The sequence below is a fragment of the Pseudomonas wenzhouensis genome, from assembly GCF_021029445.1.
Classification (GTDB): Bacteria; Pseudomonadota; Gammaproteobacteria; order Pseudomonadales; family Pseudomonadaceae; genus Aquipseudomonas; species Aquipseudomonas wenzhouensis.
In genome coordinates this window covers 1,846,199-1,864,122 of sequence record NZ_CP072610.1, presented here as the reverse complement: position 1 = coordinate 1,864,122, position 17,924 = coordinate 1,846,199, and the positions used below count along the sequence as shown (strand labels likewise).

Here is a 17,924-nt window from a genome sequence, read left to right as displayed (position 1 = left end):
CTTCATCTCACGTCCTGGTGGTCGCGCCATCGGCAGCGGCGATGGTCTGATAGGTCTGCATCTTGCGCGCGATCTGCGAGATCTTGCGCGCGTAGTTCGGATCGGTCGCGTAACCGGCCTGCTGCAGCTCCTTGACGAAACGCTCCGGATTCTCGGTACTGCTCAGGGCTTTTTCGTAGCGACCGTTGTTCTGCAGGAAGCTGACGTAATCGTCGAAACTCTGTGCATAGGAGTCATAGGCGCGGAAGCTGGCCGCCTCCTTGACCGCCTTGCCGCCCTTGTATTCGGTGGTCAGCACGCGCGCCGACTCACCCTCCCAGCTACCGTGGGACTTGATGCCGAACAGGTTGTGACTACTATCGCCATCACGGGTGCGGATGATCGACTTGCCCCACCCCGTTTCCAGGGCGGCCTGGGCCACCAGGTAACGTGGGTCGACGCCAATCTTTTCGGCAGCCGCCTCCGCCATCGGCAGCATGGTGGCGACAAATTCCTGCGGCGAGCTGAACGCCGCCTTGCCCGGCGCCAATGGCGGCTGGGCGATACGACGGCCCGTCAGCGCATCGCTGTTGGCGAGACTGAGCGCCTGCTCCTTGGGTGCTGCATGGGTCTGCGCCGGAATCCAGTCATTACCTGCCAGGGCCTTACCCTCCGCAGCAGACGGCACAATGCCCGCCAATAGACGGTCGGCCAATTTCCCCGGCACAGCCAGGCGGCGACGGTTGAGCAGCGCCACGTCATCCCGGAAACCTTCGTTGCTGGCGACCTTGTCGGCTTTCGACTCGCTGACTGCAGCCACTGGCTGCTCGATCTGCGCGAAGGGGTTGGGACGGCTCGACGGCTGCTTGATCTTCGACATCTGCCGCACCAGCACGTCGGCCAGGCCGATGCCGCGCCCTTCCTTGGACAGCGTCACTGCCAACTGCTGGTCGTGCATGTCCTGGTAGGTCTTGCTCTCGTTGCTGTTCATGAAGTTGCCCTCGCCGAACGCGGCGTTGGCCGAACGCATGGCCTTGAGCATTTCGTTCATGAACAGGGATTCGAACTCCTGCGCGACCTTGCGGATGTTCTGCTCGGTATCGCCGCCCACCTTGAACTGGTTAAGGCGATTGATATCCGTGAAGGCGCCACTGTCGATGGGGCTCTTGCCGTTACCAAGCAGGCCTGCAGAGAGTCGGGAGTCCATACGCTGTACCTCTTTAAATCACGATCAGGTCAGCCTGCAGGGCGCCGGCTTGCTTGAGCGCCTCCAGGATGGCCATCAGATCGGAAGGTGCCGCGCCCACCTGATTCACCGCACGGACGATCTCGTCGAGACTGGTGCCGGGGCCGAACTTGAACATCGGCTTGGCCTCTTCTTCTGCCCCGACGCGCGAACGCGGAACCACAGCCGTCTGCCCACCGGACAGCGCCTCGGGCTGGCTGACGATGGGGTCTTCGGTAATGGTCACGGTCAGGCTGCCATGGGTCACGGCGGCAGGCTGCACTTTGACGTCCTGGCCGATGACGATGGTGCCGGTACGCGAATTGATGATGACCTTGGCCACCGCCTTGCCGGCCTCGACCTGCAGGTTCTCGAGAATCGACAGGTAGTCGACGCGCTGATTCGGGTCGAGCGGCGCGCTGACGCGAATCGAACCGCCATCGATAGCCTGCGCAACACCCGGGCCAAGCAGATCGTTGATCTGGTCGACGATATTCTTCGCCGTGGTGAAATCCGGGCGATTGAGATTCAGGGTCAGGTAGTTGCCCTGATCGAAACCACTCGGCACCGGCCGTTCAACGGTGGCGCCACCCGGAATGCGACCGGCAGACGGCACATTGACGGTGATACGCGAACCATCGGCGCCGCTGGCATCGAAGCCACCGACCACCAGATTGCCCTGGGCAATGGCGTAGACGTTGCCGTCGATGCCCTTGAGCGGCGTCATCAGCAGGCTGCCGCCACGCAGGCTCTTGGCGTTACCGATGGATGAGATGGTGATATCGATGGTCTGGCCAGGTTTGGCGAACGCTGGCAGGTCGGCATGCACCGACACCGCCGCGACGTTCTTCAACTGCACGTTGCCACCTGGCGGCACCTTGATGCCGAACTGCGCCAGCATGTTGTTGAAAGTCTGTACGGTGAACGGAGTCTGGGTGGTCTGGTCACCGGTACCGTTGAGACCGACCACCAGGCCGTAGCCAATCAACTGGTTACTGCGCACGCCCTGGATGGAGGCCAGATCCTTGAGACGCTCGGCCTGAGTCGGCAGGCTCAGCAGCAGGCAACCGAGCAGGGTCGCCAGCAACAGCCAGTCATTGGCACCACGACGACGGTAGCCCCGATGCGCAACCGCGAACTGTCGGCGGCATGCGCCGGCATGAGCTGCATCACGCCCGCGCCCACGCGCCGCCGGCTTGGCTGCCGAGGTGACGGCAAAGGCCTTGCGCGCCGAGCTACCGGCTGTCAGCCGCGCACACCAGCGGGACCATTGCACGAGCAAGAAGGACGGTGATTGATTCATCCAGGCTTTCATCTGCGACACCCCGAGATCAGAACGGCCACATCGGGCTGAGGAAGAAGCGGCTCAACCAACCCGGCTGACTGGCATCGGCAAAGGCGCCAGTGCCCGAATACGTGATGCGCGCATCGGCAATACGGGTGGAGGCCACGGTGTTATCGGTGGCGATATCGTCGGCACGCACCAGACCGGAAATACGCACCAGCTCGTCACCGGTATTGAGGGTCATCCACTTTTCGCCGCGCACGGCGAGAATGCCATTGGGCAGCACCTCGGCGACGGTTACGGTGATCGAACCGGTCAGACTGTTGCTCTGCCCGGCCTGGCCGGAACCGCTCGCCGCACGTTCGGCGTCCCAGCTCGCTTCCAGACTCAGATTGGGGTTACCCATGCCCAGGGCGCCAAGACTTCGCAGCGGATTGTCAGGGCTCACCGCCATGCCGAACAGATTGGGGGCACCGAGACTTGCGCTGCTGTCTTTCTGCAGATTGCTGTTGGCGTTCTTGCTGGCCTGGGTGCGCTCATTGAGCGTGATAGTGATGATGTCGCCGACACGAAATGCCTTGCGGTCGTCATACAGGCCGTTCTCGAAGCCTGCCTGATAGATCGAACCATTGTTCTGCGCGGCCGGCAGCGGCGTACGTGGCAATACAGGTGCGTAATAAGGGTCGTCCGGCTTGGCTGTCGGCGCCATGCAGCCGCTACTGAGCAGCAAGCCAGCCAACAGGGGGAAGCACACTAATTGCCGGTTCATAACCACTACCTCGCGGCGTTCACAACAGAGTCAATAAATCAGAGGTTCTGCGTCACGAAGGACAGCATCTGATCAGCGGTGGAAATCACCTTGGAGTTCATTTCGTAAGCGCGCTGGGTGGTGATCATGTTCACCAACTCCTCCACCACGCTGACGTTGGAGTTCTCCAGGGTGTTCTGCAGCGTGGTGCCCAGACCGTTCAGGCCTGGCGCTCCCACCTGCGGCGCACCACTGGAACCGGTCTCGAGGAACAGGTTGTTGCCGATGGCCTCGAGACCTGCCGGGTTGACGAAGTCAGCCAGCTGGATATTGCCGATGATTTGCGGCTGCGGGTTACCTGCAGTGGTGACCGACACGGTGCCGTCCTCACCCACGGTGAAGGTACGTACTTCAGCCGGCAGGACGATGGCAGGCTCCAGGGCGAACCCCTGAGAGGTAACGATCTGACCATCGGAGTTCAGGTGGAAACTGCCATCGCGGGTGTAGGAAACGGTGCCATCCGGCTGCAGAATCTGGAAGAAACCACGGCCATTGACGGCCATGTCCAGCGGCTGCTCGGTGGTTTGCAGACTGCCGGCGGTGAAGATCTTCTGCGTCCCCACCACACGCACACCCGTGCCGAGCTGCAGGCCGGAGGGCAGCTGACTGTCCTGGGTGGACTGACCACCCGGCTGGCGACGGATCTGATACAGCAGATCCTCGAACTCGGCACGGTCGCGCTTGAAGCCGGTGGTCGAGACGTTGGCCAGGTTGTTGGAAATGGTGGTCAGGTTCATGTCCTGAGCGGACAAACCGGTCTTGCTGACCCACAGTGCCGGAAGCATATCGTTTCTCCTCGGGCGCCGGTTTTACGGCGCCGCGTGCTGGTAATTAGCTAATCTGCAAAACCCGCGCCATGGCCGACGAATTGTCTTCAGCCGTGCGCATCATCTTCACCGACAGCTCGAACTGACGGGACAGGGAAAGCATCGCGGTCATCTCTTCCACGGCGTTGACATTGCTCGCCTCGAGAAAACCGGAGGTGACCTGAACAGTGGCATCGGCCGCCACCTCGGGCTGACTTTTGACGCGGATCAGGCCATCAGTGCCCTTCTCCATGCTTTTGGGATCAGGGTTGACCAGCTTGATGCGATCGACTTCGGCGAGCACATTGGGGTCTTCGCCCAGCGCACGGATGCTGATGGTGCCGTCCTGGCCGATCTCCACCTTTTGCTCCGGTGGCACGGCAATCGGCCCGGCATTGCCTATCACCGGCAAACCGTTGCCGGTGCGCAGCACACCCAGCGCGTCGATATTCAGGCTGGCGGTACGCACATAGGCTTCGCTGCCATCGGGCGCCTGCACGGCGATCCAGCCCTTGCCACCGACGGCCACATCCAGATCACGCCCGGTTTCCTGCAGCGAACCCGAACGAAAGTCAGTAGCCGGCCGTTCACTCATGGCGAACACACGCGCCGGAAAGGTTTCACCGAACAGCGGCATGGACCGCGCCTGCTCGAAATCACGACGAAAACCCGAGGTGGAAACGTTCGCCAGGTTGTTGGCATGGGCGCGCAGACCCAGGGTGTTGTTCTGCGCTCCGGTCATGGCGACGTACAGCATCTTGTCCATGGTCATTCTCCGAGTGGGCGACACGCCCTTGGCTCTTTGCAAGCAATTAAGCAAGCCCTGTGCCACATACGAAAAATAACAACAAGATACTGATTTAAAAGAATTTTTATTGACCCGGAAAGGGCATCCGAATCTCTCGACGGCGGGGTTTTGCCGCCCCCGAAACGGCAAAGCGGCAAGCCAGGCTTGCCGCTTTGTCTCTCCAGAGGATCATCAACGCAGGTTGATGATGGTCTGGGTAATGGCGCTTTCGGTTTCGATGGTCTTGGCGTTGGCCTGATAGTTACGCTGGGCGACGATCAGGTTCACCAGTTGATCGGACAGCTCGACGTTGGAATCCTCCAGCGCGCCGGCCTGCAGAGCACCCAGCGTACTGCTACGCGGCGTACCGATCACCGGCTCACCGGACTCGAACGACTGCGCCCAGGCCGTCTTGCCCACCGGAGTCAGACCCTGGACGTTGGCAAAGTTCGCCAGCAGCACCTGCCCCTGCACCTTGGACTGGCCATTGGTGTAACGGGCGAAGATCACGCCGGTGTCATCGATCTCGATACCGGCCAGTTGCCCGGTGGTATAGCCATCCTGACTGACAGCATTGACACCGAAAGACGCCGCATACTGGGTCGAACCGCGCATGTCGAACGTGAAGGACTCGCTGTCAGCGCCGTTGGGCACCAGGGTACCGGGATTCAGAGGGTCTTCCTCAGCAGGGATCCAATCGGTATCCGCCAGCGCAAAGATGCCGTTAGGTGTCAAGGCAGGGATTAAAGGCGCATCAAGGGCCGCGTTGGGAGGCGTGCTCGCCAAAGGCGTGATCGCTGGCGTGGCCAACTGCCCTGATGCATCGTAGTTCACCGCATAACTGAACGGCTGGGTGCTGCTGGGTTCCCGTGGATTGACGCCATCGATCAGCACATGCATGACCCAGCCATTATTGGCCGGTGCTTCGTTCTTGACGAAATACTGAGTCATCACATGGGCATTGCCCTGGGTATCGTAAATGTTGGTCGAAGTAGACCAGTTGAAAGACCGCGAATCGCTAGGGTCAAACGTAGGAGCTGCTGCAGGCCCGGCATTGACCGGACGTACGGCGTTGGAGTTGAGGTTGGTCACCTGAGTGACTGTCGTGGTCGCCCTGGGCTCTTGCTGGCCAGAGCTGACTCGCAGATCAGCCTGAACCGGCAAGATGTTGCCACTTTCATCCGCTGCATAGCCCTGCAGGCGGTAACCGAAATTATTGACCAGGTAGCCGTCGCGATCAGTGCCGAAGTAACCAGCACGGGTATAACCAATCTCTCCGTTGTTGCTGGTCACGAAAAAGCCATTACCGTTGATCGCCAGGTCCAGGGCGTTGTTGGTGTAGTTGATATTGCCCTGGTTGAACAGCTGCGATACGTCCGCCAGCAACACGCCGCTGCCCTGCGCATTCTTGCCGGTACCCAATACGGAGGCCGCATAGACATCGGCGAACTCGGCACGCGACTGCTTGAAGCCGGCAGTCCCGGCGTTGGCAATGTTATTACCGGTAACGTTGAGGTCGCTGGTCGCGGCACGCAGACCACTGAGACCAATATTGAACGACATGGAAGACTCCTTTGCCGGAACGCCCGGCGGCAATAATTACTGGCCGATGACCTGCACTTGGGAAAGCGGAACACTGCCCAGGCCGGCCAGGTTGAGCATCAGCTCATTGCCGCCCAGGGTGACGCTGTCGACGTTGGCCGGCAGCATGGTGTACAGCGCCTTGGTTTCACTGCCGTAGGTCGCCTGCGCCTCGAATTTGTAGGTGCCCGGCGGTGCCACGTTTCCGCTGGAGTCCTTGCCGTCCCAGATGAAGCTGACATTCCCCGCCGCCTGCTCACCCAGATTGACCCGGTTAACCAGTGCACCGGCGTTGTTGTAGACATTGACGTACACGTTGCTACTGCTCACCGGCAGCACGGTGCTGGCCTTGAAGCTCTCGCTGGTGTCGACTACCGCCTTGTCGCTCGGGATGATGACCTTGCGCCCGACCAATGAAGAGGCCTGCAACGCCTGCGAAGACTGGAAGCTGGAAAGCATCGAGCCCATGCTGGTATTGAGCTTCTCGATCCCCTCTACCTGACTGAACTGCGCCAACTGAGCAATGAACTCACCGTTGCCCTGCGGCTCCAGCGGGTTCTGGTTATTCAACTGCGCCACCAGCAGGTTGAGGAACTCGTTCTTGCCAAGCTCCTTTTTCTGAGTGGTTTCCTGCTTGATCTGGTACTGATCGAGTACCGAACTCGTGCCGCTTACTGTGCTCATCCCTCGTCTCCTCGATACGTTACTGACCCAGGGTCAGCACGCGCTGCAGCATCTGTTTGGCGGTATTCATCATTTCCACGTTGGTCTGAAAGGCACGGCTGGCAGAGATCATGTCGGCCATTTCCTCGACCACGTTGACGTTCGGGTAGTAAACGTAGCCATCGCCGTTGGCCATCGGGTGATCCGGCTCATAGCGCGGCATCAGGCTGCTCTGATCCTCGATCACGCCCAGCACCTGAACACCACGCCCGGCCTCGTCCTGCTCGGCGAACAGCGAACCCCGGTCACCACCCTGCGCTTGCTGAAACACGGTGGCGAATACCGGATGACGGGCGCGATAGGTCTGCTCAAGACTCGACGACACGGTCTCGGCATTGGCGATGTTGCTGGAAATGGTATTGAGACGCGTGCTCTGGGCACTCATGCCGGTTCCGGCGATATTGAAAACACTGGCAAGGGACATGGCCTGACTCCTTATTCGCCGCGCAGGGCTGCAGTCAGCCCTTTGAATTTGCTGTTGAGAAAGGTAAAACTGGCCTGGAACTGCACCGCGTTCTCGGCGTAGTTCGACTGCTCGATCTGCAGGTCGACGGTGTTCTGATCCAGCGAGGCATGGAACGGCGTGCGGTAAGGCAGCTCGGCCTCGCCACTGAGTACACCGTCGGCGGCGATATGACGGCTGTCGGTACGGTTCAGCGATACCGGGCCACGCTGCTGACGCGCGCTTTCGGCGGCCAGCACGCTGGCAAAGTCGAGATCACGCGCCTTGTAGTTAGGCGTATCGGCATTGGCGATATTGTTGGCCAGCACCTCGGCGCGCTGGGCGCGGAAACCGAGAGCCTGTTCATGGATACCGAGTGCTCTACCGAAGTTGATGCTCATGCTCTGAACCTTTGCCGCAGGGGCCGTCTGATCACTGTTGCCAGAGATAAAGCAAAGGCTGTGCCATATAAAAAATCACATATAAATCAACTGATTAGTGATTAATCCAGGCAAACAGAAGGGCAAAGCGGCAAGGACTTACCGCCCTCAGGCAAACAAGCGGCAAGGCCAGTCCGGCCAATTGCCGCCTGCAGCGCGCAAGCCCTACCCCTGAACAAGGGCCTGCCTGAAGGCTATTTCTACCGTTGATCACTCGCAGCAGGCGAGACGCGCAAGAAGGCGACGCTACCGGGCAGATGCGGCGAGCAGGCGGTCGATACGCTCGCAATCCTGCTCGCGGCGAACTTCGGCGAACAGCGCCACCGCCTCCGGGTAGGTTCGGGTCAGCATGGCCAGCCATTGCTTCAGGCGCCCCGGCGCATAGCGCGGAGCCAGCTTGCGCCGCGCCTGCTGCCAGAAATCGAGCAACAGAGGCTGCAGCTCTGCCCAGCTCATATCCTCAGGCTCCACGCCCGCCCGGACTGCGGCGACCTGCCGGGCCAAACCGGGACGCGACACCAGCCCACGCCCCAGCATGATGTCATCCACACCACTGATCTCACGGCAGCGACGCCAATCGTCCAGCGTCCACACTTCGCCATTGGCGAACACCGGCACGCTGACGACATCCTGCACCCGCGCCACCCATTCCCAGTGCGCCGGCGGCTTGTAGCCTTCGACCTTGGTGCGCGCGTGCACGACGATCTGGCTCGCCCCACCCTCGGCCAGTGCCCGCGCGCAATCCAGTGCACCCTCCTTGCCTTCGAAGCCCAGGCGCATCTTCGCCGTTACCGGAATCTCGGCCGGCACCGTACGGCGCACTTCACGAACGATGGCATGCAGCAGCTCCGGTTCCTTGAGCAGCACCGCACCACCGCGCGATTTGTTCACCGTCTTGGCCGGGCAGCCGAAGTTGAGATCGATCACCGGCGCGCCGAGCGTGCAGGCAAAAGCAGCGTTGTCGGCCAGGCACCTTGGATCGGAACCCAGGAACTGCACACGCATGGGCGTACCAGCGCGCGTGCGCGAGCCGTTGAACAACTCGGGGGCGAGCTTGTGGTAGGTGGCTGCCGGCAACAATCGCTCGCTGACACGGATGAACTCGGTGACGCACCAATCGATGCCGCCAATACGGGTCAGTACGTCGCGCAGAATATCGTCGACCAGCCCCTCCATGGGCGCCAGGGCGATTTGCATGAGCTTGTCCGGATAAATGGGGCGCACAGTTTAAGGGGTCGCACGCGCCGCGCAAGATCGCCGACACGGCTACAGACGCCAAAATAGAGGCCTGACCATGTGCCGGAGCATACTTGCCAGGCTCAGCCCTGGCGTGCACACCTGCCTGGATCTGACCAACGGCGAACGAAGCTTCACCACGGCCATGTCGCCCGATGGCTATTGCGCCGGTAGCGGATCGGCTGTCACGCAATCGGTGTTATTGCGCCCCGGTGAAACCTGCCATTTTTGCGGTGACGATCGGAGGGCAGCAGGTCTTTCTCGCGCCACTGACCGATTGAGCCGCCTTACAACTGCGAATAAGGCGGCATCAGCGCCTTGCCATAGCCCTCGACGAACTCCGGCGGCATGCGCTTGGGGCGACCACTGGACAGCTCGATACACACGAAGGTGGTTCTGGCACGCAGCAAGGTTGCACCGTCTTCCGGGCGCACCAGTTGAAAACGCCGATCCATCTTCAAACGCTGGTCCGACTCGACGATCCAGGTAGCCATCTGCAGTTGCTGCCCTTCATAGGCACTGGCCAGATAATCGATCTCATGGCGCACTACGGCCATGGCCCGGTCGAGACGGCGATACTCGACCAGATCCAGCCCCAGAAACTGCGAATGACGCCAGGCGCAGCGCTCCAACCAACTGACGTATACGGCGTTGTTGGCATGGCCAAGGCCATCGATGTCCTCGGCGCTCACCTCGATATCGATGACGAACGGGCTGGGCAATTCCCACTGCATGGCTATTTCTCCAGATTTACCGATCATGCTTCAGGCCGGGCCGCCCCGAACATGAGGGCCGTTAGCATACGCCGCACGGACGATCCCTGCAGCGCCAGGCTTTGATCGCACCCGCGCAGCACGCCATAATGCCGTGCATTCGCCTGAGAGCCCGAGAACGAGCAATTGATCCAGTGCGCGGCAAACCTCGCCCTTCAGGGCGGGGAAGGATAGCGCGGACGGCGTAGCCGTCCCCGTTTTTGCCTTTAATGAGGCGTCTGCTGCTGTTCGATGTACTGGCGGATGACTTCGATGGGCGCACCTCCGCAGCTGCCGGCAAAGTAGCTGGGCGACCACAGCGCGCCGCCCCACAGCTTTTTGCGGATGCTGGGGTAATTTTTCCTGCGGATCATGCGGCTGGAGACGCCTTTCAGGCTATTCACGAGGTTGGAGATGGCCACCTTCGGCGGATAGTTCACCAGTAGGTGCACATGGTCATCCTCTCCATCTAACTCAACGAGTTCCGCTCCGAAGTCGGCGCATACGCTGGCGAAGACGACGCGAAGGTCGTCGAGAATGGCTTGGGTGAAGACCTCGCGCCGATATTTCGTCACGAAGACCAAATTTACATGCATCAGGAAGACGCAGTGTCTACCGCGTCTAATATCGTTTTCAATGCCCATAGACCAAGAGTATAGTGCTGGGCATGCAGCGACTCCAAGCTTTCAAATACGAACTGATGCCGACCGGCGAACAGCAGCGCCTGATGCACCGCTTCGCCGGCTCCTGTCGGTTCGTGTTCAACCAGGCCTTGGCGTTGCAGCAAGCCAACCGCGAAGCCGGCGGCAAGTTCATCGGCTATGTGGCGATGGCCAGGCAGCTGACCGCCTGGCGCAACAGCACCGAAACGGTCTGGCTGAAAGAAGCGCCCGTTCATCCGCTGCAACATGCCCTCAAAGACCTCGAAAAAGCCTACAGGAACTTCTTCGAGCAGCGCGCCGACTTCCCACGCTTCAAGCGCAAGGGCCAGCGCGACAGCTTCCGTTACCCCGACCCGAAGCAAATCAAGCTGGATCAGGCCAACTGCCGGATCTTTCTGCCCAAGCTGGGCTGGCTGCGCTATCGCAACAGTCGGCCGGTGCTCGGCGAGCTGCGCAACGTCACCGTCAGCCTGAGCGCGGGCAAATGGCATGTCTCGATCCAGACCCGCCGTGAAGTGGAAACCCCGCTGCCGCAGGGCAGAGCCGTTGGCATCGACCTCGGTATTGCCCGCTTCGCCACCCTGAGCGATGGCACGGTCTACGCACCGCTCAATAGCTTCAAACGCCACGAAACCGCGCTGCGCAAGGCGCAGCAGGCCATGAGCCGCAAGGTGAAATTCAGCGTCAACTGGAAGAAGGCCAAGGCCCGAATCCAGCGCCTTCACGCCCGCATCGGCAACGCCCGGCGCGACTACCTGCACAAGACCTCGACCGCGATCAGCCAAAACCACGCGATGGTGTGTATCGAGGACTTGCAGGTACGGAACATGTCCAAATCAGCAGCAGGCACGACCGAACAACCGGGTAGAAACGTTCGGGCCAAGTCTGGCCTGAACAAGGCCATCCTCGATCAAGGCTGGTTCGAGTTCCGCCGCCAACTGGACTACAAGCTGGCATGGCGGGGCGGCTGGTTGGTGACGGTGCCGCCACAGAACACGAGCCGCACCTGTCCGTGCTGCGGCCATGTGTCGGCGGACAACCGCCAGACACAGGCCCGGTTCGCGTGTGTGGAATGTGGCTTCGAGGACAACGCCGATGTGGTCGGCGCGATCAATGTGCTAAGGGCGGGACACGCCCGGTTCGCCTGTGAAGTGAGCGGTGAGGTAATGCCGCCAGCAGCAGGAACCCACCGAAGCGACTCAGGGGCGGCTCAATGCCGCGCCTGAGCGCCGTAGGAATCTCCGGCCTTCAGGCCGGGGAGGATGTCAAGCTGGATCTGGATCACTTCAAGCAGGTCAATGACCACTATGGCCACCTGGCCGGCGATGCCTGCCTGCGTCATGCCAGCCAGCGCATCCAGCAACGCCTGCGTAGCAGTGACCTGCTGGCACGTTTCGGCGGCGAGGAGTTCGTGGTACTGCTTGAAGGCACCGACCTTACCGGCGCACTCGACCTCGCCGAACAACTGCGCGAAGACATCGCCCGTCACCCCTGCCACTACCAGCAACACTCGATACCACTAAGCCTGAGTATCGGCCTGCATGCCGGCATACCGAGCACCCCCAACTGCATCGAACACTGGCTCGAACTGGCTGACCGCGCGCTCTATCGCGCCAAGGCAGAAGGCCGTAATCGCGTTATCGGCTATCAGGACAACACCTGCGACGACGCTTGAGAGCAAGAGCCCGGTATTGCCTGCCAATCAGGCACAATCGGGTAGGAGGCGGGGTCACCCCCGCCGTCCTCCCACACCACCGTACATACGGTTCCGTATACGGCGGTTCCTGCCTACTGACAGACTGCGTCAGCGAGCTTGGTTCCGTTGATGTGTCGCCTGTGGTAACTAAGCGCCCAGACCGGCCCTCGGAGTTTCCGACTCCTACCTCCTGATGGTCTCGACCGCCGCTGTTCACGACGTTTCTGCTTTACGCTCCAACAGAGAGCACACCTGACTATCCACTCATGACAGGTTCAGCCCTTCATTGCTCCGGTTGCGAGCAACTACTACGGCCTCTGCTGACTTCTGTTCGCCCATCCCGTCACCTCGCGGCGCCGGTAGCACATGGCAGGTCAAACAGATCTCCCAGGGTAATTCGCGCGACTTTCCTGCTTATGCCTGTCGGATCTACGTCACAGCGTTCCGTGCAAGTATTGGGCTTTGGCAATTTTGGCTACCTTACCCCGCTGCACCGCCTAATCCGCTTCCTGTTCGTCAGGCCAGCATTTTGCCTCGGGCTTCCTTCAGATTCGCAGTCACCCACGACACCCTTGCCTCTGGCTAACACTTCCCCTTGCCGGGTGTGTAGAGGACTTTCACCTCCTAGTCGTCCAGCTCACCACCACAGTGAACCGAACAGCGCCAGTCACGGCGCTACGCGCCATGCCTGGCGCACCAACAAAAAGGGGCCGCTTCCTGAGAAGCAGCCCCTGGTTCCGCAATTGCGGCAAGAAAATGGCGTCCCCTAGGGGACTCGAACCCCTGTTACCGCCGTGAAAGGGCGGTGTCCTAGGCCACTAGACGAAGGGGACGAAACCTTCGAACGACAAGGCCAGCACTCGGCTGGCCTTGCGTGTGATTGGTGGCGGATGGTTGACCATGTGCCGACTGGCCTCCCGAGCTTATGAGGACTGGCGAGGGCTGCAGGGGGGTCAAGCGCCTAACAGGCGGCGAGCGAGTACGGATTGCATGTCACGACGTCCGCCCGCAATCAAGTAAATAAGGACCTGGTTGCCTGTGACACGATAGATCACGCGGTAGGGTTTGAAAAATGTCTGGCGGTATTCTTTGATCCCAAGGCCGACTAGTTCCTTCGGATAACTGCCGCGTTCCGGGAATTTCGACAGACTCTCCACAACGTCCATCAACTCATCCAATACATAGTTGGCGTTGGCGACGCAGTCGAATTCGGAGATGTAGTCGTGGATGGCCTCCAGATCCTGCTCCGCTCCCTCGGTGAGCAGGACCTCAAACTTGGCTGATGAGCCTGCCATCAGACTGAGGCTCGCTTGGCGCGGAGGCGGGCAACTACGTCAGCGACAGGCTTGACCTTGCCAGCAGCCATATCCTGATTGCCCAACGCGAGGATCTTTAGCAAGGCGAGTGTTTCTTGCGTCTCCTCGAACGAAGCGACGTCCTGCAGGACAGCCTTGGCTTCGCCGTTTTGGGTTATGACCATCGGTTCACGCTGCTCCGCGAGGTGCGTCAGGACCTCGGCTGCGTTGGCTTTGAGATAGCTGATCGGCTTGACTTGTGATGAGTAGCGCATGGCTGTGCTCCAGTTTTAACAAGACTGAATATAGTCCTTTTTTAGTCTCATAGCAAGGCGGCTGAATTGGATGTGCCAGTGCTTTGACATCCTCCCCCACCTTCGCGCTTTGCGCTCAGGAAGGGGATTCCTTTTCAGGTGTTAGCCGATCACTCGGCTAACAGGTTCCTGCTGCTGACGGCCTTACAGCGCCGTTCACTTCACAGGCGAACCGGGCTACGTCCAGCCCTTCGTTACTCAAGTGTGCCTCGCCACGGCGAAGCACGTTGATTGCGCCAACCACGTCCGCGTTGTTCGCATAGCCACACTGTACGCACAGGAACTGCGCTTGGGTCTTGCGGCTGTCTGCACTGACGTGACCACAGCACGGACAGGTGCGGCTGGTATTGTGGGCGGGTACAGCAATCAGCCAGCCACCGTTCCAGGCCAGCTTGTAATCCAGTTGGCGGCGAAACTCGTACCATCCCTGGTCAAGGATCGCTTTGTTAAGGCCTGACTTGGCTTTCACATTGCGACCTGGTTGCTCAGCCGTACCGACAGCCGATGCGCTCATGTTGCTGACCTGCAAGTCTTCGATACAGACCATCGCGTGGTTTTTGCTGATGATCGTTGAAGCCTTGTGCAGGAAATCACGGCGCACGTTGGCGATACGGTGATGGATGCGCTGAACGCGGGCCTTGGCCTTCGTCCAGTTGCTGCTGTACTTGGTTTTGCGGCTCATCTGCCGCTGGGCTTTAGCCAGTTGATCCTGGTGGCGCTTGAAGCTGTTCAGTGGCTCGCAATAGGTGCCATCGGATAGGGTGGCGAAGCGCTGAATGCCCATGTCGATACCGACAGCGCTGGTTGATTTCGGCAGCGGGTTATCAACTTCCCGTTCGGTCTGGAAACTGATAAACCAGTGGCCGGCATCGAAGTCTACGGTGCAGTTCTTTACCTCACCCAGGATGGCGCGGGACTGGCGAAACTTAACCCAGCCGATACCGGCTGGAAGTTTTACCCGGTTGCCGTCAAGGGCGCAGTATTTTGCGAAATTGACAAAGCGCACGCTGTCACGGCAACGACTTTTTTTCTTGAATTGCGGCCTGCCGGCGTCGGCGACCTTCTTGAAGAAGCGCTGCCAGGCGGTGTCGAGGTCTTTGAGCTTCTGCTGCAGGTTGTCGGTGTAGGCGTCTTTCAGCCACTCGGTATTGGCGTTGCGCTTCCAGGCGGTGACCCACTTGGCCATCGTTTCGTAGCGGGGCACGAACTGGCCTTCGGTGGCCAGCATCTGATTGCACTCGCTCAGGGCTTTATTCCAGACATACCGGGCATGACCACACAGCACACGCAAGCGGGCGCTTTGCGCCTCGTTGGTGTCCAGTCGGTATTTGAAGCCCTGGCGGATGATCATGAGACAATCATAACAAATACTGTTCATTCATACAGCATAATAAGAGTGCGGCAATGGTGAAATCGAGCTGGGCTGACGCCCTGCGCCGCATTCACCCCACACCTCCTTCGGTGTGGGTACCCTGCGGAAAGAAGGATGGAGGGAGCTGTATGAAACCGAAAGTGCAGACCTTGGGCGCAGCCATCGCCCGCGAACGCCGGGATGGCGGGCAGGTGAAACTATCGACCTTCATCCCGCTGAAGATCAGGAAGCGAGGCGGCAGCAAGGTGGTGGTGAGGCCGGACGGCCAGCTCGACGCGCCGGGCAAAGTGGTCACCCAAATCGACCAGCCCCTGCTGGTGGCTCTGACGCGGGCCTTCTACTGGCAGCAATTGCTTGACGATGGAGTGGTGGGCAGTGGCAGCGAGATCGTCCAGCGCGAAGGCCTGCACCACTCGACGGTCAACGAACTTCTGCGCCTGACGCTGCTTGAGCCTGCCATCATCCAGGCCATCTTGGCTGGCCAGCAGCCCCGGTGCATGAGCCCGCTGTGGTTCCAGCGCAATCCGCTGCCAACCAACTGGATGGCGCAGCGGGAGGTGGTGGCGGGGTTTGATGCCTGAAATCAGGCCATCACGATCTGAGTGTGCACCTCGACCTTGAGCGCACGCTTGATGGCCGCAAACACAGCCGAGATGTTGCTCATGGTCGGGTTGCCCGATTGCGACAGCATCCGATGCAGGCTCTTGGCAGGCTTGTGGATTTCCTCGGCCAGCGCCTCGAAGCCGAGCGTGGCGTTCACCAGGTCACGCAGGATCAGCTTGGCCGATTCCGGCTCGCCATTGACAAACAGGGTGATGGCCTCGTCCAGAAGCGCCTGCGCAAAGGCCGGATCGTTCTGCACGCGCGCGGCCACGGTCTCTTTGAAATCACGGGTCAGTGCCATGTTCACTTTCCTTTCTGGGTTGATGCCTTGCGGCGCTTGTAGTCTTCCCACAGCGTCACCGCTTGGTCGATGTCCTGCTGTTGACGCTTCTTGGTGCCGCCGCCGATCAGGATGATGATCTTCAGACCGTCCTTGGCCAGGTAGATGCGCAAGCCCGGCCCCCAGTCGATCTTGTATTCCCCAATGCCGCGAAACCACTCAACGTTGGACAGGTTGCCCTGTTCCATCCGGCTGACGGCTACGCGCACCTTGGCGGCGGCAACGGCATCCAGCGACCCGAACCACTCTGCGAAGGGGTTGCCTCCATCGTCCAGCAGGAGTTCTTTGATCTGGTAGCTCATGAGGTGAATGGTAACGTATAAGTTTCCATTTCACCAGTGTGACAGGTTCGATGCCTGACTGGCGGCCTTGGTTGACGGTGAACCGGCGCGCGTAAGTTGTTGATTTTGCGAGAGCCCCATCTGCGCCTACCCGCAGGCCAAACGGAGAACAGAGACGGCTCTGGCCGAGAAAGTGGCCGATTTCGAGCGTTTCGGCTGATGGCCACCCGCAGCACAGGTGGCCGGAACCCCGCGTGGTGCGGGGATCGCAGACGAAAAAAAAGGGCCCGGAGATTATCCGGGCCCTTGTGTATGGTGGAGCTAAACGGGATCGAACCGTTGACCTCTTGCATGCCATGCAAGCGCTCTCCCAGCTGAGCTATAGCCCCGAAACCTTGCGGTCGGCTCGCAACACTTGCGTGCAGCGACTGGAAAATGGCGTCCCCTAGGGGACTCGAACCCCTGTTACCGCCGTGAAAGGGCGGTGTCCTAGGCCACTAGACGAAGGGGACAAAACCTTCGAAGAACAAGGCCAGCACATGGCTGGCCTGGTCAGTGTTTGGTGGAGCTAAACGGGATCGAACAGTTGACCTCTTGCATGCCATGCAAGCGCTCTCCCAGCTGAGCTATAGCCCCGAAACCTTGCGGTCTGGCCGCAACGCCTGAGCGTTACGGCTGGAATAAATGGCGTCCCCTAGGGGACTCGAACCCCTGTTACCGCCGTGAAAGGGCGGTGTCCTAGGCCACTAGACGAAGGGGACGCAAGACCCTTATCGCGAACCGATTCACATCGATTCTGGCACTCCCGAAGGAGTCGAGATTGGTGGAGCTAAACGGGATCGAACCGTTGACCTCTTGCATGCCATGCAAGCGCTCTCCCAGCTGAGCTATAGCCCCATCTCGAGGACGGGGCGCATGTTAAGAGCGCCCCGATTGGCTGTCAACCAAATTTTTCCTGCCACCCAAAAGTTTTTACCACTAGAACAATTACTTAGGGATGTTCTGGAAAAACCATCAAGTGTCGCGCCCACGCAAGCGGTAGACAGGTGATTCGCAGCGTCTACAGGCTCGCCTGTAAGCGAATCCAGCCAGGCCGCTACCGATATCTGCGCCGCCCCGTGACCTCGAGTGCCAGCAAACGCATATCCGCTTCAGCCAGCACAGCCAGACGCTCGCCTTTGTCCAGGCGCTTCCAACCCTTGATTTGTGCTCGGCTACGACCACAACCGAGGCAGATATCCTTGTCGAACTCGCAGACCTTGATGCACGGACTCTTGCTCACTGGACCTCCTGAACC

The 17,924-nt window shown here is 60.1% G+C and carries 21 protein-coding genes and 6 tRNA genes; 3 read left to right on the top strand and 24 right to left on the bottom strand.

Annotation, left to right across the window (positions count from 1 at the left end):
* Positions 1 to 7: 7 nt before the first annotated feature.
* The 12 genes from flgJ to tnpA form a co-directional block, all read right to left on the bottom strand.
* A complete protein-coding gene (gene flgJ / locus J7655_RS08590; protein ID WP_230927393.1) occupies positions 8 to 1,186 on the bottom strand; it encodes a flagellar assembly peptidoglycan hydrolase FlgJ in 1,179 nt (392 codons plus the stop codon).
* 13 nt (positions 1,187 to 1,199) lie between these two features.
* Positions 1,200 to 2,519: a flagellar basal body P-ring protein FlgI gene (locus tag J7655_RS08585; RefSeq protein ID WP_230927392.1), complete on the bottom strand. Its 1,320-nt coding sequence runs from the start codon at positions 2,517 to 2,519 to the stop codon at positions 1,200 to 1,202.
* 16 nt (positions 2,520 to 2,535) lie between these two features.
* Positions 2,536 to 3,258 (bottom strand): flagellar basal body L-ring protein FlgH, encoded by a 723-nt coding sequence (gene flgH / locus J7655_RS08580; RefSeq protein WP_230927391.1) that lies wholly within the window; start codon positions 3,256 to 3,258, stop codon positions 2,536 to 2,538.
* 38 nt (positions 3,259 to 3,296) lie between these two features.
* Entirely contained in the window at positions 3,297 to 4,082 is a 786-nt protein-coding gene (gene flgG / locus J7655_RS08575) for a flagellar basal-body rod protein FlgG (RefSeq protein WP_230927390.1), read from the bottom strand.
* Between the two features lie 46 nt (positions 4,083 to 4,128).
* Positions 4,129 to 4,869: a flagellar basal body rod protein FlgF gene (locus tag J7655_RS08570; protein WP_230927389.1), complete on the bottom strand. Its 741-nt coding sequence runs from the start codon at positions 4,867 to 4,869 to the stop codon at positions 4,129 to 4,131.
* A gap of 213 nt (positions 4,870 to 5,082) precedes the next feature.
* Positions 5,083 to 6,453, bottom strand: coding sequence for a flagellar hook protein FlgE (flgE, locus tag J7655_RS08565; RefSeq protein ID WP_230927388.1), 1,371 nt, complete (start codon positions 6,451 to 6,453; stop codon positions 5,083 to 5,085).
* Between the two features lie 36 nt (positions 6,454 to 6,489).
* Positions 6,490 to 7,155, bottom strand: coding sequence for a flagellar hook assembly protein FlgD (gene flgD / locus J7655_RS08560; RefSeq protein ID WP_230927387.1), 666 nt, complete (start codon positions 7,153 to 7,155; stop codon positions 6,490 to 6,492).
* Between the two features lie 19 nt (positions 7,156 to 7,174).
* On the bottom strand, positions 7,175 to 7,618 hold the full coding sequence (gene flgC / locus J7655_RS08555; protein ID WP_230927386.1) for a flagellar basal body rod protein FlgC: 444 nt from the start codon (positions 7,616 to 7,618) through the stop codon (positions 7,175 to 7,177).
* 11 nt (positions 7,619 to 7,629) lie between these two features.
* Positions 7,630 to 8,037 (bottom strand): flagellar basal body rod protein FlgB, encoded by a 408-nt coding sequence (gene flgB, locus J7655_RS08550; protein ID WP_230927385.1) that lies wholly within the window; start codon positions 8,035 to 8,037, stop codon positions 7,630 to 7,632.
* Positions 8,038 to 8,322: 285 nt separating this feature from the next.
* Positions 8,323 to 9,273 (bottom strand): tRNA dihydrouridine synthase, encoded by a 951-nt coding sequence (locus J7655_RS08545; protein WP_230927384.1) that lies wholly within the window; start codon positions 9,271 to 9,273, stop codon positions 8,323 to 8,325.
* A gap of 326 nt (positions 9,274 to 9,599) precedes the next feature.
* A complete protein-coding gene (locus J7655_RS08540; RefSeq protein WP_147810736.1) occupies positions 9,600 to 10,046 on the bottom strand; it encodes an acyl-CoA thioesterase in 447 nt (148 codons plus the stop codon).
* Positions 10,047 to 10,291: 245 nt separating this feature from the next.
* A complete protein-coding gene (tnpA, locus tag J7655_RS08535; RefSeq protein WP_230927383.1) occupies positions 10,292 to 10,708 on the bottom strand; it encodes an IS200/IS605 family transposase in 417 nt (138 codons plus the stop codon).
* Positions 10,709 to 10,731: 23 nt separating this feature from the next.
* Between tnpA and J7655_RS08530 the strand changes: the two genes are divergently transcribed.
* A complete protein-coding gene (locus tag J7655_RS08530) occupies positions 10,732 to 11,952 on the top strand; it encodes an RNA-guided endonuclease InsQ/TnpB family protein (RefSeq protein ID WP_230927382.1) in 1,221 nt (406 codons plus the stop codon).
* A complete protein-coding gene (locus J7655_RS08525) occupies positions 11,940 to 12,401 on the top strand; it encodes a GGDEF domain-containing protein (RefSeq protein WP_230927381.1) in 462 nt (153 codons plus the stop codon). Before J7655_RS08530 ends, J7655_RS08525 begins: the two co-directional genes overlap by 13 nt.
* 778 nt (positions 12,402 to 13,179) lie before the next feature.
* Here the strand turns inward: J7655_RS08525 and J7655_RS08520 are convergent.
* The 4 genes from J7655_RS08520 to J7655_RS08505 all read right to left on the bottom strand — a co-directional run bounded on the left by J7655_RS08520 (position 13,180) and on the right by J7655_RS08505 (position 15,382).
* A tRNA-Glu gene (locus J7655_RS08520) sits at positions 13,180 to 13,255 on the bottom strand.
* A gap of 120 nt (positions 13,256 to 13,375) precedes the next feature.
* Positions 13,376 to 13,717 (bottom strand): type II toxin-antitoxin system RelE/ParE family toxin, encoded by a 342-nt coding sequence (locus J7655_RS08515; protein ID WP_147810737.1) that lies wholly within the window; start codon positions 13,715 to 13,717, stop codon positions 13,376 to 13,378.
* Complete coding sequence (locus J7655_RS08510; RefSeq protein WP_147810738.1) at positions 13,717 to 13,992, bottom strand: type II toxin-antitoxin system Phd/YefM family antitoxin; 276 nt, start codon at positions 13,990 to 13,992, stop codon at positions 13,717 to 13,719. Before J7655_RS08510 ends, J7655_RS08515 begins: the two co-directional genes overlap by 1 nt.
* A 157-nt stretch (positions 13,993 to 14,149) precedes the next feature.
* Positions 14,150 to 15,382: an RNA-guided endonuclease InsQ/TnpB family protein gene (locus J7655_RS08505; RefSeq protein WP_230927380.1), complete on the bottom strand. Its 1,233-nt coding sequence runs from the start codon at positions 15,380 to 15,382 to the stop codon at positions 14,150 to 14,152.
* A gap of 149 nt (positions 15,383 to 15,531) precedes the next feature.
* Here J7655_RS08505 and J7655_RS08500 point away from each other — a divergent pair, with 149 nt between their 5' ends.
* Positions 15,532 to 15,984, top strand: a complete 453-nt coding sequence (locus tag J7655_RS08500) for a site-specific recombinase resolvase (RefSeq protein WP_230927379.1) — start codon at positions 15,532 to 15,534, stop codon at positions 15,982 to 15,984.
* 2 nt (positions 15,985 to 15,986) lie between these two features.
* On the opposite strand, the gene J7655_RS08495 is transcribed toward J7655_RS08500, so the two are convergent.
* From J7655_RS08495 to J7655_RS08460, 8 genes are all read right to left on the bottom strand, one after another.
* Positions 15,987 to 16,307, bottom strand: coding sequence for a helix-turn-helix domain-containing transcriptional regulator (locus tag J7655_RS08495; RefSeq protein ID WP_147810741.1), 321 nt, complete (start codon positions 16,305 to 16,307; stop codon positions 15,987 to 15,989).
* A 2-nt stretch (positions 16,308 to 16,309) separates the two neighbouring features.
* The gene (locus tag J7655_RS08490; protein WP_230927378.1) at positions 16,310 to 16,648 is read right to left on the bottom strand and encodes a type II toxin-antitoxin system RelE/ParE family toxin; all 339 of its coding nucleotides are present in this window, start codon (positions 16,646 to 16,648) and stop codon (positions 16,310 to 16,312) included.
* A 292-nt stretch (positions 16,649 to 16,940) separates the two neighbouring features.
* Positions 16,941 to 17,016, bottom strand: a tRNA-Ala gene (locus tag J7655_RS08485).
* 47 nt (positions 17,017 to 17,063) lie between these two features.
* Positions 17,064 to 17,139 (bottom strand) — tRNA-Glu (locus J7655_RS08480).
* Between the two features lie 48 nt (positions 17,140 to 17,187).
* Positions 17,188 to 17,263: transfer RNA gene (locus J7655_RS08475), tRNA-Ala, on the bottom strand.
* A gap of 49 nt (positions 17,264 to 17,312) precedes the next feature.
* A tRNA-Glu gene (locus J7655_RS08470) sits at positions 17,313 to 17,388 on the bottom strand.
* A 60-nt stretch (positions 17,389 to 17,448) separates the two neighbouring features.
* Positions 17,449 to 17,524, bottom strand: a tRNA-Ala gene (locus J7655_RS08465).
* A gap of 199 nt (positions 17,525 to 17,723) precedes the next feature.
* The gene (locus tag J7655_RS08460) at positions 17,724 to 17,909 is read right to left on the bottom strand and encodes a DUF1289 domain-containing protein (protein WP_230927377.1); all 186 of its coding nucleotides are present in this window, start codon (positions 17,907 to 17,909) and stop codon (positions 17,724 to 17,726) included.
* Between the last annotated feature and the right edge of the window lie 15 nt (positions 17,910 to 17,924).